This window comes from Janthinobacterium sp. 1_2014MBL_MicDiv (assembly GCF_001865675.1).
Classification (GTDB): domain Bacteria; phylum Pseudomonadota; class Gammaproteobacteria; order Burkholderiales; family Burkholderiaceae_D; genus Janthinobacterium.
Genome location: NZ_CP011319.1, coordinates 3,518,214 through 3,530,657, shown reverse-complemented (window position 1 = coordinate 3,530,657; position 12,444 = coordinate 3,518,214). Strand labels below are relative to the sequence as shown.

The 12,444-nt window shown below is 63.8% G+C and carries 18 protein-coding genes; 1 reads left to right on the top strand and 17 read right to left on the bottom strand.

Annotated elements, in window-relative coordinates:
* Positions 1-4 precede the first annotated feature (4 nt).
* The 7 genes from flgH to flgB are packed head-to-tail and all read right to left on the bottom strand — an operon-like array spanning position 5 to position 4,927.
* Positions 5-667 (bottom strand): flagellar basal body L-ring protein FlgH, encoded by a 663-nt coding sequence (gene flgH, locus YQ44_RS15240; RefSeq protein ID WP_442905823.1) that lies wholly within the window; start codon positions 665-667, stop codon positions 5-7.
* Positions 668-678: 11 nt separating this feature from the next.
* Positions 679-1,467: a flagellar basal-body rod protein FlgG gene (gene flgG, locus YQ44_RS15235; protein ID WP_198043695.1), complete on the bottom strand. Its 789-nt coding sequence runs from the start codon at positions 1,465-1,467 to the stop codon at positions 679-681.
* A gap of 33 nt (positions 1,468-1,500) precedes the next feature.
* On the bottom strand, positions 1,501-2,229 hold the full coding sequence (locus tag YQ44_RS15230) for a flagellar basal body rod protein FlgF (protein WP_071324113.1): 729 nt from the start codon (positions 2,227-2,229) through the stop codon (positions 1,501-1,503).
* Between the two features lie 26 nt (positions 2,230-2,255).
* A complete protein-coding gene (locus tag YQ44_RS15225; RefSeq protein WP_071324112.1) occupies positions 2,256-3,434 on the bottom strand; it encodes a flagellar hook protein FlgE in 1,179 nt (392 codons plus the stop codon).
* Between the two features lie 54 nt (positions 3,435-3,488).
* On the bottom strand, positions 3,489-4,142 hold the full coding sequence (locus YQ44_RS15220) for a flagellar hook capping FlgD N-terminal domain-containing protein (RefSeq protein WP_071324111.1): 654 nt from the start codon (positions 4,140-4,142) through the stop codon (positions 3,489-3,491).
* Between the two features lie 3 nt (positions 4,143-4,145).
* Positions 4,146-4,556, bottom strand: a complete 411-nt coding sequence (gene flgC / locus YQ44_RS15215) for a flagellar basal body rod protein FlgC (protein ID WP_071324110.1) — start codon at positions 4,554-4,556, stop codon at positions 4,146-4,148.
* 8 nt (positions 4,557-4,564) lie between these two features.
* On the bottom strand, positions 4,565-4,927 hold the full coding sequence (flgB, locus tag YQ44_RS15210; RefSeq protein ID WP_071326523.1) for a flagellar basal body rod protein FlgB: 363 nt from the start codon (positions 4,925-4,927) through the stop codon (positions 4,565-4,567).
* A 281-nt stretch (positions 4,928-5,208) separates the two neighbouring features.
* Here flgB and flgA point away from each other — a divergent pair, with 281 nt between their 5' ends.
* Positions 5,209-5,829, top strand: coding sequence for a flagellar basal body P-ring formation chaperone FlgA (gene flgA, locus YQ44_RS15205; protein WP_232250909.1), 621 nt, complete (start codon positions 5,209-5,211; stop codon positions 5,827-5,829).
* Positions 5,830-5,836: 7 nt separating this feature from the next.
* Here flgA and YQ44_RS15200 read toward each other — a convergent pair whose 3' ends face one another.
* The 10 genes from YQ44_RS15200 to fliS form a co-directional block, all read right to left on the bottom strand.
* Entirely contained in the window at positions 5,837-6,589 is a 753-nt protein-coding gene (locus YQ44_RS15200; protein ID WP_071324108.1) for a glycoside hydrolase family 73 protein, read from the bottom strand.
* Positions 6,576-7,016, bottom strand: a complete 441-nt coding sequence (flgN, locus tag YQ44_RS15195; RefSeq protein WP_083411874.1) for a flagellar export chaperone FlgN — start codon at positions 7,014-7,016, stop codon at positions 6,576-6,578. Before flgN ends, YQ44_RS15200 begins: the two co-directional genes overlap by 14 nt.
* The gene (gene flgM, locus YQ44_RS15190) at positions 7,013-7,303 is read right to left on the bottom strand and encodes a flagellar biosynthesis anti-sigma factor FlgM (RefSeq protein WP_071324107.1); all 291 of its coding nucleotides are present in this window, start codon (positions 7,301-7,303) and stop codon (positions 7,013-7,015) included. The genes flgN and flgM overlap by 4 nt, the downstream gene beginning before the upstream one ends.
* Before the next feature lie 16 nt (positions 7,304-7,319).
* The gene (locus YQ44_RS15185; RefSeq protein ID WP_232250908.1) at positions 7,320-8,324 is read right to left on the bottom strand and encodes a flagellar motor protein MotB; all 1,005 of its coding nucleotides are present in this window, start codon (positions 8,322-8,324) and stop codon (positions 7,320-7,322) included.
* Entirely contained in the window at positions 8,308-9,165 is an 858-nt protein-coding gene (motA, locus tag YQ44_RS15180; protein WP_269450144.1) for a flagellar motor stator protein MotA, read from the bottom strand. Before motA ends, YQ44_RS15185 begins: the two co-directional genes overlap by 17 nt.
* Positions 9,166-9,302: 137 nt before the next feature.
* Positions 9,303-10,046, bottom strand: coding sequence for a FliA/WhiG family RNA polymerase sigma factor (locus YQ44_RS15175; RefSeq protein ID WP_071324105.1), 744 nt, complete (start codon positions 10,044-10,046; stop codon positions 9,303-9,305).
* Positions 10,047-10,079: 33 nt separating this feature from the next.
* Entirely contained in the window at positions 10,080-10,544 is a 465-nt protein-coding gene (locus YQ44_RS15170; RefSeq protein WP_335589221.1) for a flagellar basal body-associated FliL family protein, read from the bottom strand.
* A gap of 11 nt (positions 10,545-10,555) precedes the next feature.
* The gene (locus YQ44_RS15165) at positions 10,556-11,722 is read right to left on the bottom strand and encodes a flagellar hook-length control protein FliK (RefSeq protein ID WP_156894871.1); all 1,167 of its coding nucleotides are present in this window, start codon (positions 11,720-11,722) and stop codon (positions 10,556-10,558) included.
* 2 nt (positions 11,723-11,724) lie between these two features.
* Positions 11,725-12,003: a hypothetical protein gene (locus YQ44_RS15160; RefSeq protein WP_232250907.1), complete on the bottom strand. Its 279-nt coding sequence runs from the start codon at positions 12,001-12,003 to the stop codon at positions 11,725-11,727.
* Positions 12,004-12,034: 31 nt separating this feature from the next.
* Positions 12,035-12,424, bottom strand: a complete 390-nt coding sequence (gene fliS / locus YQ44_RS15155) for a flagellar export chaperone FliS (protein ID WP_071324102.1) — start codon at positions 12,422-12,424, stop codon at positions 12,035-12,037.
* Positions 12,425-12,444 lie beyond the last annotated feature (20 nt).

Below are 12,444 nucleotides of genomic sequence, written 5' to 3'. Positions count from 1 at the left end.
CACCTTAAAACGGCATCCATGGGCCGACGAAGAAACGCGTCAGCCAGCCTGGCTTGTTGGCTTCGGCCAGGGTGCCCTGGCCGGAATAGGCGATCTGCGCATTGGCGATGCGCAATGATGACACCTGGTTGTTCGAATCGATGTCGGCCGAGCGCAGGTAGCCGCGCAGGCGCACGAATTCCTCGCCCTGGTTCAGGGTCAGGGTTTTTTCGCCCTGCACGCGCAGCAAACCGTTCGGCAGCACTTCCTGCACGATCACGGTGATGGCGCCGGACAGCGCATTTTGCTGCGTGCTGGTCGAGTCGCCGGCGAAGTTGCGGTCGGCGGACAGGTCGATGCCTGTCTTCGGGAAAGTCTTGCCCAGCAGGCCGGCGGCGGCGACGCCGACGGACGAACCCTTGTTGAACGAGGTGCCGGCCTTCTTGCTTGCCTGCGTGGTTTCCTGCAGGGCCACGGTGACGACATCGCCGACGCGGAAGGCGCGGCTGTCCGAGGTCAGGGCCAGGCCCGCATCGGGATTGAAGACGCCGCCGGCGACGCCGCCGCGCGCCGTGCTGCGCGGCGCCACCGGCAGCGGCGTATCGGAAAAGCTGGGCGCCAGCGGCGCGGCCGGACGGCTGGCGCAACCGGCCGCCAGCACCAGCAGCAGGGCCGCCGAAGCTTTCATTGCGGCCTTCATCAGCGTGCCGCTTGCGCCAGGTATTGCAGCATATTGTCGGCGGCCGACAGCACCTTGGTGTTCATTTCATAGGTGCGCTGGGCAGCGATCATGTCGACCATCTCTTCGACCACCTGCACGTTCGAGCCTTCCAGCGCGTATTGCTTGAGCTTGCCCAGTGCGCCTTCGCCGGGACGGCCTTCCGTCGGCGTGCCGCTCGATGCCGTTTCCTGGAACAGGTTTTCGCCCAGTGCCAGCAAGCCGGTCGGGTTGACGAAGCTGGAGAGGTTCAGCTGGCCCAGTTCCGTGCCGGCCACATTGCCCGGCACCGTGGCCGTGACCATGCCGTTTTCGCCGATGGTGATGGCCGTGGCATTGTTGGGCACGGTGATCTGCGGCACCAGCGGCAAGCCCTGGGCGTTGACCATCACGCCATTTTCATTCAGGCTCAGCTGGCCGGCGCGCGTGTAGGCCGCTTCGCCGTTCGGGCGCAGCACTTGCAAAAAGCCGTTGCCGGTGATGGCGACGTCGAATTCGCGGCTCGTCGTTTGCAGGCTGCCGGTGGTAAACACCTTTTGCGTGCCGACCATGTGCGTGCCGTTACCCAGCTGCACGCCCGATGGCGACAGGGTGTTGTCGGCGCGCTGCGTGCCCGGCTGCTGCTCGACCTGGTAGAACAGGTCTTCGAAGACGACGCGGTCGCGCTTGAAGCCGACCGTATTGACGTTGGCCAGGTTATTCGCGATGGCTTGCAGTTTTGCATCTTGTGCCTGCACGCCGGTCTTGCTGATCCACATTGCTGGATTCATGATTTACTCCTGATAATTTGATGGGCGTTGGGCTTAGGCGCCCAGCAGGCGGTTGCCGGACTCAGTCATGGAGTCGCTGGCCTTGAATACTTTCATCTGCAACTCGAAACTGCGGTTCAAGCTCATGGTGGCGACCATTTCCTCGACGGCCGAGACGTTGCTGCCTTCCAGGTGGCGGTCGCGCAGGCGCACCGTCGGGTCGGCTTGCAAGTCTTCGCCGCTGCGCGCCACGATCAGGCCCGCCTCGTTCTTGGTCAGCTCGCCCGTTTCCGCGTTGACCAGCTTGAGCTTGTCGACGGTCTGCATCTGCGCCGTGCCCGGTACCTGGATGGAAATCGTGCCATCGCCGCCGATCGACAGGCTGGTGTGCTCGGGAATCGTGATGGGGCCGCCTTCGCCCAGCACGGGCCGGCCGTTGATGGTCAGCGCGCCCGTTTCATCGAGGTCCATGGCGCCGGCGCGCGTGTAGGCTTCGCCGTTTTGCCATTGCACCGCGAGGTAACCGTTGCCCGTGACGGCCACGTCGAGCTCGCGCCCCGTTTCCTTGATGGTGCCGGTGCGCGTGGCGATGGCGCTCGACTGCGTCTGCGTCATGTGGCGGTCGTCGTAGCCATAGCCGTTTTGCAGCGGTTGGGCGGTCGACACCTCGAGGTTGGCGCGGAAGCCGCCCGTCTCGATGTTGGCCAGGTTGTTGGCGTGTACCTGCTGTGCCCGCAGGGCCCGGTCGGCCCCGCTCATGGCGGTATAAATCAGCGCATCCATTATGCTTTACCCTTGCGTGGTGGCGATTACAGCGCTTGCATCAGCGATTGCAGCATGGCGTTCTCGGTCGAGATGACCTTCGAGTTCGCCTGGTAGTTACGCTGCGACGTCATCAGGCCCACCAGTTCGGAGGTGATGTCGACGTTCGACTGTTCCAGCGAGCTCGTCACCAGTTTGCCGGCCATGCCGACGCCGGGACGGTCGTACATGGCGGTGCCGGACGTGGTCGAAGCGACCCAGCTGGTGTCGTTGACGGCGGTCAGTGCGCCTTCGTCAGGGAAGGTGGCCAGGGCGATCACGCCGATGCTTTGTTTCTGGCCATTCGTGTATTTCGCCACGACGGAGCCGTCGTCGGCCAGTTCCACGCCCGTGTAGGTGCCCGAGGCATAACCGTCGGCGCGGTCGGTCGAGGTCGTTGCTTCGCCGGCGAACTGGGTGGTGCCCGTGTAGTCGATGGCGACCGTCATGGCTGCCGCGCCAGGCGGCGTCGGCAGGACTGGCGAGGCGGTCGTGCCCGTCACCAGCTTGCCGGAGGTGTCGAACGTCATGCTCGTCACCGGCGTCACGTCGACGTTGTCGAAGGTGTAGTGCACGTCCACGCCCGTCGCCGTCTTGACGAAGTACTGGCCCAGCGAGTGCTTGGCGCCCAGCGAATCGTAGACGATCGAGGACTTGCCGCTGTTGTAGCTCAGTTCGTTGGTCTTGTTGAAGGGCACGGCCTTGATGGTCCATTCGGACGACATGTTGGCGGCATACGCCAGCTTGGTCGACGCCACGGCGGGAATCTGGCCCGTCGGAATGACCATGTCGCCCATGGTGCCCAGGGTGGTGCTGCCTTTTACCGACGCATAGCCTTGCACCAGGCGGCCGTTCGAATCGATCAGCTTGCCGTCGCTGCTGGCCGAGAAGATGCCGACGCGGCTGTAGTTCATGGTGTTTTGCGCATCGCGCGTGACGAAGTAGCCGCGGCCGTCGATGGCGGCGTCGAGCGCGCGGCCCGTGTTTAGCACGCCACCATTGAGCGACATGCTTTGCGTGACCGAGCCGATTTCCGTGCCCGTCGCGCGCGAACCGGCGTACATGGCCGAAAAGTTGGCGCGGCTGCTCTTGAAACCGTAGGTGCCGGCATTGGCGATATTGTTACTGGTGCTGTTCAACTGTTGGTTGATGGACTGGATACCGGACAGGGCGATGTCGAAACTCATGTTGACTTCCTTTAGTGAAGGACGAGATTAGTGTTCAGGAAAGGTGAGGGCGGATCAGGCCGTCTTACCGTTGAAGCCGGTGATCGCGCCAGGGTTGACTTCGCCCAGGTTCGACACGCTCAAGATCATGCTGCCGGAGGACGACAGGCGCACGCTGTTGAGCTTGCCTGCGATGTCGACCGACGGCTTTTCAGTGCCATTGGTGGTGACCGTCATTTTATAGGTGCCGGCAGGCAAGCCCAACGCGACGGGGTCGATGGTGAAGGGCACGGTACCGGGCGACTTGGCGCCCAGTTCGATCTTGTATTCCTTGTCGTCGACGCCTTTCAGGGTCACCGTGGTCTTGGTGGTGCCGGCGGCCAGCGCGATGCTGCCGCTGACCTTGCTCTTGTCGAGCTGCACGGTGTCGCTGTTGACCATCACTTCGGAACCGACTTGCGCGCCCAGGGCCAGCACCTGCATCGATTGCAGCACGCTGGCATTGGCGCTGGTCAGCGCCGACAGGTTCTGCATCGCTTCCGTCTGCGCCTGCTGCGTCAACTGATTGACGAACTGGCTAGGGTCGGTCGGCGCCAGCGGATCCTGGTTCTTGATCTGGGCCACCAGCAGCTTGGTGAACATGTCTTGCGTGGCATTGCTTTGCGACTTGACGGCGTTGCTGCCGCTGTTGCTGCCGCTGCTGTTGTTTGTAAAGAGATTCGTTTCCATGGCTTATGCTTCACCTAATTTGAGGAGCGACTGCTGCATCGACTTGATGCGGCCCAGAACTTCGACATTCGTTTCAAACGCGCGCGAGGCCGACATCATGTCGGTCATCTCGGCCACCTGATTGACGTTGGGGTAGTACACCATGCCGTCGGCATTGGCCATCGGGTGGCCCGGCTCGTAGACCTTGCGCAGCGGTTCATCGCTCTGCACCACGTCGAGCACCTGCACGCGGCCGCCCGCGCCGCTGGCGCCATCCATCACGGCGGAAAACACGGGCTTGCGCGCGCGGTAGGTTTCGCCTTCGGAACCGGCGACGGAATCGGCATTGGCCAGGTTGCTGGCGATGGTGTTCAGGCGCACGGTCTGCGCCGCCATCGCCGAACCGGCGATCTTGGAAATATCCTGGAAGCTCATGCGGGTCCTTATTGTCCGGAGATGGCCTTGGACAGACCCCTCAGTTTCATGTTGACGAAAGTCAGGCTGGTCTGGAAGTCGGTGGCATTCTGCGAGAATGCCGCCTGTTCGACGCCGATTTCGACGGTGTTGCCGTCGCGGCTGGGGTGGAAAGGTACGCGGTACAGGGCGCTGGCATCGTCATCGGTCGACAGCAGGCCGGCTTCATTGTCCTGCAGTTGCTGCAGGGCGCTGCCGAAATCCATGTCCATGGCCTGGAAGCCAGGCGTGTTCTCATTGGCGATGTTGGCTGCCAGCACGCGCGTGCGGTCGGCACGTAGTCCGAGTGCGTCGGCATGCACGCCCAGCGCTTCCTTGAAATTAATCCCCATGGTCATCCTTTGTGTTGAATTCGATCGTGCTTTTTGCAGTTCGGGCCAGAAAACAGGTGGTGCGGAGGTAAAATCCCAGCCAGGTCATGTTGACGCATGGTAAGGTCATGCCGCTTCAGTATCTTTGATTAAGGTTAGCAATGATTCATTTCAACAGCATTACGATGATCCGAAACAAGGCGCCACGTCCTCACATACTGCTTCCGGGCCTATTTTTACTGACCAGCCTATATAGTAGTGCAGGACGCGCAGAATTGCCAGCCGACAATATATTTTCACGTGTGGAACAGTTGGCGCGTGAGCAATTGGCGCACCAGGCGGCCACGGCCGGGTTGCTGGAACCGCAATTCCAGGTGGCCGTCGTGAAAAGCACGCGCCCCGTGCCGGCGTGCGCGGCGCCCGTCGCGCTGGAAGCGGCCGACAGCCGCTCCGCGCAGCGCATGCGCTTCGTGGCAGTGTGTCCTGGAAGCAACGGTTGGCGTTATGAAATGCTCGTGCGTGGCAGCGTCACGGCCCAGGTGGCCGTCACCAGCGCGCCCGTGACGGCGAATACGCCGCTGCAGGCCGGCGACGTGGTGCTGGCGCGGCGCGACGTGACGATGGTGCCGGACAGTATTTCCTCCTTGCCCGGCGCCGTCGGCCTGTCGAGCCGGCGCAGCTTGCGCGCCGGCGAAGTGCTGCGCCAGGGACAGCTGGCGTCGCCCATGCTGATCAAGCGCGGCAGCGCGGTCAGCATCGTCGCGCGCAAGGAGCAGGTGGAAGTGAGCATGGCCGGCGAAGCCATGGATCCCGGTGCGCTGGGAGAGGTGATACGCGTGCGCAACGCCACCAGCGGCACGGTGATACGTGCCAGGGTGGTCGATGCGGGCGTGGTGGAACCGGCCGAGATTCCCGGCCGTTAAGGGACGATCAGTCTGCGGCGGCCGTGCGCTGCAGGCGCGTCGCCAGCTGGGTCAGCTTGGCGGCGTAGTTGGGATCGGTGGCATAGCCGCCGCGCGCCAGGCCTTGCGCGAAGGCGCCCGCGTCGGCGCCCGTGTTCAGGGCGGCGCGGTAGCGTGGATTGTCGAGCAGCACCTGCGCATAGTCGCGGAAGGCGCTGGCCTGGTCCGGATAGCTGCGGAAGCGCTCGGTCTTCTTCAGGGCCGTGCCGCTGCCCGCTTCGTATTCGGTCGTGACATTGCTGGCCACGTCGCCCTGCCATTTGCCGCTGGCCTTGATGCCGAACAAATTATTCGTGTCGGCGCCCGTGCCCTGGCGCAGCGGACGCTGGCCCCAGCCCGATTCCAGCGCCGCGTGGGCGGCGACGATTTCCGGCGCCACGCCCAGGCGCGAGCCCGTTTCTTCCGTCCATGGCTTGATCGAAGCGAGGAATTGCTGTTGTACTTCGCCGATCTCGCCGCCCTGGTTGATGCTGCCCAGCACATTGACGGGCTGGCCCTGTTCCAGGTAGGCGCGGCCCTGCGGGTTCAGGGTGGTGGCGTTGCCGCCGCCCTGTTCGATGAACCGGGCCACTTCGCCCTGCACCTGCTGGAACACGCTGGCAAAGCTGCCGGTGGACGCGGTGCCGCTGGTCGCGCGCATATTGCTCTGCACGGCATTCGTTGCCGCCGTCGATGGCGTCGCCGCCGTGGCGCGGATGCCTGAAAAATCAGCCTGGCGCATAGGTATCTTCCTCGCCATGCAGCACGCGCTGCATGATGCTGTACTGTTCTGTTAAAAATTCGCTGTTGCGGGCATTCAGGCGCTTGCATTCAAGCACCATCTGTTCCAGCGCCGCCCAGTCGGCCTGGGCCTTGCTGCGCGCTTCGTCTTGCAATAACGCAAACAATTGCGCCATATCGCCTTGCGGACCCAGCAGGGCAGTGACGAGGCTGACGCGCTGGCGCCGGCGCGCATCGAGCTGTTCGACGGCGGCGATCACGGGTTCGGCCAGGGCCGTCAGCTGGGCGCTCTGGTGCTGCAAAGCGGCCTGGAATTGTTCGTCCAGCAAGGTGCGCAGCGCGGCGTAGCCGAGCTGGTCATCGGCCATGCCCTGCAGGACGCGGCGCACGGCTTCCTGGCGCGTGATGCCCTTGCGCGGCGCGGTCACGATTCGCCGCCATGGAAGCGCTGGATCAGGCCCGCCAGTTTCGACGGGTCGAATGGTAATTCGCCCTTGGCCAGCGCATCGCGCAGCATGGCCACGCGCTCGTGGTCGATCTCGGGCATGGCGCGCAGGGCGGCCATGGCAGGCTGCAGCACGGCCGATTGCATTTCCGTGCCGGCCGAGGAGCCGGGCGACACGGCGCCGGCGCCGGCGTTCTCGGCGATTGCCTCGGCAGGGGCCACGGCGCCGCTGCGCACGGTGACACCGGTATTGCCGGAGGAGATTTTCATACGTTGTCCCTTGCCCTTAATTTGCATGCTCGTCCCGTTCTTTCTTGGCGGGCAAGCCCAGTTTCTCGCGCAGGCGTTGCAGCGTGCCCGAGTCCGGCTCACCCACCTGCAGCTCTTCGCCTTGCGCCTTTTGCCCGGCCATGCCGAACATGGCGGCGATGCTGTCAGCCTGGCCACGCGTCAATATTAACAGTTCGATGCGGCGGTTGATGCCGGCGCTGGCGTTTTTCACGTCCAGCGGCGCGCGGTCGGCCATGCCCACCACTTGCAGCACGCTGTCCGGGCTCATGCTGCCAATCAGCAATTGCGCGCGCGCCGACATGGCGCGGTTGGCCGACAGGGTCCAGTTCGAATAGCCTTCATAGCCGGTATTGGCGTACTGCATCGAATCCGTATGGCCGACGATCAGCATTTGGTTCTCCATCTGCGCAAACACGGGGCCCATCTGGCGCAACAGCTTGCGGAAGCGGTCGGTCGGCACGGCGCTGCCGCGCACGAACATGCCTTGCTTGTCCGTATCGTGCAGCATGACGCGCAAGCCGTAGGGCGTGATCACCGATTGCAGATTGCTCTTCAGGCCCGCTTCATCGCTGAGCTTGTCGAGCGCGCGCGACAGGGCCATCAAGTCCTCCGGCGACTGGTAGCTGACCTTGGTTTCATTCTTCGGCGCCGAACCGGCCTTGCCATCATGCATCTGCTTGCCTTCCGTGCGCGTGTCGCCCGTGCCCTTGCGGGGCATGGGGAAGCGCTCGATCAGGCTGCCGCGGGGGCCGCCTTTCTGTTCCGGCATCACGCCCTGGCCTTCGCCCTGGCGGCTGCCGGCGCTGGCATCCATCATGATTTCCTTCATCGCCTGCTGTTCGCGCGCGGCCATCAGCCACAGCACGAGGAACAGCGACAGCAGGGCCAGGCAAAAGTCCGCGAACGCTACCTTCCAGGCGCCGCCGTGGCCGTCGTCGTCATGCTTGCGACCGGCCCGCTTGATGATGGCCTGTTCATGTTTCTCATGCGGCTTTAGCACGGCGGCCTCCCCGGCCTTGGCCTTGCTCTTGTTCCGCGCCGCCATCTTCCAGCGCATTGATCCAGCTTTCCAGCTGGGCGAAGCTCGGCTTGATGTTCAGCTGCACCAGGCGGCGGCCCGCATCGATGGCCAGCAGCGGCGGTTTGCCCGCCACGTGCGTGACCAGCACGACCTTCACGCACTCCATGGTCGAGCCTTCCTCGCCCACCAGCTGTTTCATCATATTGCACATCGGGTCGAGCACGCCGTAGCAAAAGAAGATGCCGATGAAGGTGCCGACCATGGCGGCGCCCACTTTTTCCGAGATTTCCGCCGCATCGGCGCCGTCGGCCACGGAATTCATGGCCATCACGATGCCGAGCACGGCGGCCAGGATACCGAAGCCTGGCATGGCTTCGGCGATCTTGTGCAGCGACTTCGACGGTTGCAGCAATTCGTCGTGGATGGCTTCCAGTTCCTGCTCCAGCACGCCTTCGAGTTCATGCGCGTTGATCTTGCCCATCGCCATCAAGCGGAAGTTGTCGACGATGAAAGCGAGCAGTTTCGGCTCTTCCAGCACCAGCGGATAGCGCTGGAACAGGGCGCTTTCGCGCGGCGCCTCGACGTGGGCGTCGAGCGCCTTCAGGCCGCCGGCCGCCGTTTGCAGCAGTTCATACATGAGCAGCAGCAACTGGCGCTGGAATTCCGAGCCTTGCTTCTTGTGCGTGACGATCTTGCGCATCTGGTGCAGCATTTCACCGAGTACATGCTTGGGGTTGCCCAGCACCAGGGCGCCGACGGCGGCGCCGATGATGATGATCAACTCCACCGGTTGCCAGATCGCGTGGACGGTGCCGCCCATCAGGGCGAAGCCTCCGAATACACACCCCATCACGATTAAGATACCGATAATTACCATGTCAACTGCCTTTCTGCGTCATTGTGCTGCATCAATTTGATGGGTTTTACTGAAACTATTGCCGAACTGGCGCTTCACTGTTAATCGTCTTGCAGCATGGCTTTCATCTTGCCCAGTGCCGTCTTGTTCAGCTGGCAGACGCGGGCGTCGCTCAGGTCCAGCACGGCGGCAATTTCCTTATAGCTCAATTCGAATTCGTAATACATCTGCACCACGCGCTGTTCGCGCTCGTCGAGCGCGCGCAGGGCCTGCTCCAGGCTGCGCCGCACCATCAATTGCTCTTCCGGACTCGGTGCGCTGTCGGCCTGGCCCAGGCTTTCCTGCAGCACTTCGTCGAAACTGGCGATCAGCTCGGCGTTTTCCGCCAGCTGGTATTCTTGAAACGCTTCCGGCGTCAGCTTCAGGGCCGCCATGATTTCCGCATCCAGCGGTTCGCGGCCCAGGCGCCGGGTCAGGGCGCGTACGCTGTCGCGCAGGCGGTGGCTTTCCTGGCGCACGGCGCGCGGGCGCCAATCCTGGCGCCGCAATTCATCGAGGATGGCGCCGCGGATGCGCAGGCTGGCATAGCTGCCGAAGGACTGGTCGGGCACGCCGTAGCGGCGCAGCGCTTCCAGCAAGCCCATCAGGCCAATCTGTTCCATGTCGTCGCGGTCGATGGCGCCCGATACCTGCGAATTGAGCTGACGCACGATGCGTTTCACCAGGGGGGCATACGCCACCAGATGTTGTTGCTCTTCGGCAACGCTGAGCACGGCCGCGCAAGCGCTGGCGGCCGCATATTCGCCGGCGCCATACGCTTCCTGGTATTGCTCTACATAGGCCAAGGGATCTCCCACTAGGTCGGCTGGCGTGTCGGCTTATTCAATGATCAGCTTGCCGACCATGACTTCGGTAAACGGCTTTTCCATCTGTTCGCGTTCATAGCTGACATTGAAAGCCTTGTTGATCTGCTCGGCATACTGCTCCACCGTCATGGTTTGCGCCTTGTCCATGGGAAAGCTCGACAGCGTGCTGACGGCGATCGAGCGCATCAGTGGCAAGTGATCCTTGGTCAGCTTTTCCTTTTCCTCGGTGGTGGCGATCACCAGGTCGGCCGACAGGTAGTGCGTGTCGCTGTCGCCAGGACCGCGGCGCAGCATCACGATGACCTTGTCGAGCGTGATGAACTTGCGCGCCTTCTTGCCCGTGGCGGGCGGCGGCGGGGCTTTTGCCTCAGCAACCGCGCCAGGTGCGGACACGGGCTTGGCCAGGTACCAGATGGCGCCACCGGCCGCGCCGGCGGCCAGCACGGCCACCGCGACAAAGCCGGCTATCAGTTTCATTTTCATATTCATCAGTTGTACTCTCGCTCATGCATGGCGTAAGTGTTGCTGGAGGATGTGCCTGCTGGCGTGCCGTCGGACAGGGCGCGGCCCGGTTCCGCCTCGTCCTGCTGGCGTCCCGGCTGACGCTGGCCGCGTGCATCGCCCTCGGCAAACGCCTGCGCGGCCGGGCTGCGCGGCGTGGCGCTGATATTCACGGCCACGTCGGTATATTGGCGCTGCGCCAGGTCGCTGCGCATGTTTTCGCCGATGCCCTGCAACTGGCGCAGTACTTCCGTGTTCGATGCCGTGACATTCACTTGCAGCGCGCCGGCCGTGTGGCGGATGGAAATTTCAATGCGGCCCAGCATGGGGGGATCGAGGCGGATCGTCGCGTGCTCGCTGTTGCGGCCGATCTGCGTCTGCAGGCGTTCGCCCAGCGCCTCGCGCAGCGGTTCCTGCCATTGCTGGGCTGGACCGTTGAGCTTGATCGTGTCGCCGCCGGCAGCGGCCGGCGTGGCGTTCGCCACGGCGCCCGTCAGGCCCAGGTTGGGCGCGGCCGATGCGGCGGGGCTGGCGGCCCGCTCGCCATCGCGCGCGGGGGCGGCGACAGCGGCAGCGACGGGGGCGGCTTGTTTCAGCAGCGATTCGAACGGCAGGGCCGTGGCGCTGTCCGCGCCGCCCTTGGCTGCCGGCAATGGGTTGGCGGCGGCCAGCGGTTCGCGCGTGTCGCGGCCCGCCGGTTGCGGCACAGCCTGGCTGCTGAGGGTGACGGCGGCCGGATGCAGGCTGATGTTCAGTGCCGGATTGGCTTGCGCCGCGCTGGCCTGCACCTGCGTCTGCGCCGCGGCGCCGCGCGCTTCTGCCGCCGCCGCGTCCGCCTGTTGCGGCAGGGCAACGGGCAAGGGGGCAAGCGGCAAGCCGATGACGGGCAGCGCCATCGCTGGCAGGCTGCCGCCGTCGGGTTTGCTGGCCGTGTCGGTGTCGGTGTCGCCATCGTTGGCGGGGACGGCAGCGGTGTCCTGCGTCGTCACGCCCGTCACATCGAGCACTTGCGCGAACAGGGGCAGGGCCGATGGCGCGCTGGCCGTCGTGCCCGCGGGCGCGGCGCCGCCTGGCAAGCCGGGCAAGAGTGCCGGCAGCGCCGGTGCTGCGTTGGTCGTCGGCGCAGGCTGCGCCGGTGCTGTGTTGAAGCTCATGATCATGCTTGATACCCTTCAGAGTCGAATTCGCCGAGCGCGGCGTAGGCGACCCAACCTTCCTTATTTGCCTGTAATGCGCCCAGGTGCAAACCCAGGCGTTCTTTTTCCTCAGAGCAAATTTTAACCGCTTGCGCGTGAATTTTGCGCAATTGCAACAATTCTGTTTGTTCCAGCGCATTCCATGCGCCACGTTCTGCCAGCAGGGGAATGTTTTTCGCCAGGCTGGCAGAGAGTTTTCCCATCGCATCCCAGTCCTTCTGGGCAATGGCGGCGCTCAATTGCCGGTTCAGCTGTTGCAGGACGCCGCGCCTAGGCATTGTTGGCCTGGACGCCCACCCAGCCACGCTTGATGGTGGTCATCAAGGTAGTCACTTCATCGATCAGGGCAGGGTCGAGCTTGATGCCGGCCGTGTACAGGCGCGCCACGCAATAGTCGTACAGGCGCGCCAGGTTGACCACCACTTCGCCGCCATTGTCGAAATCGAGCGAGCTCGACAGGCCGTTGATGATCTGCGTGCATTTATCCAGGCTGATCGCCTTCTGTTCGTAGCGCTTGCCCACGATATGCCCGCGCGCGCGCGCCAGTTCTTCCAGCAGGCCATCCGTCAGCACCAGCACCAGTTCGACTGGCGAGGCGCGCGACGTCTGCGCATCGAGGTTGACTGCATGGTAGTTGCCGTAAGCTTCATTGTTTAACATGTCTTATTTCTCACTGTCTA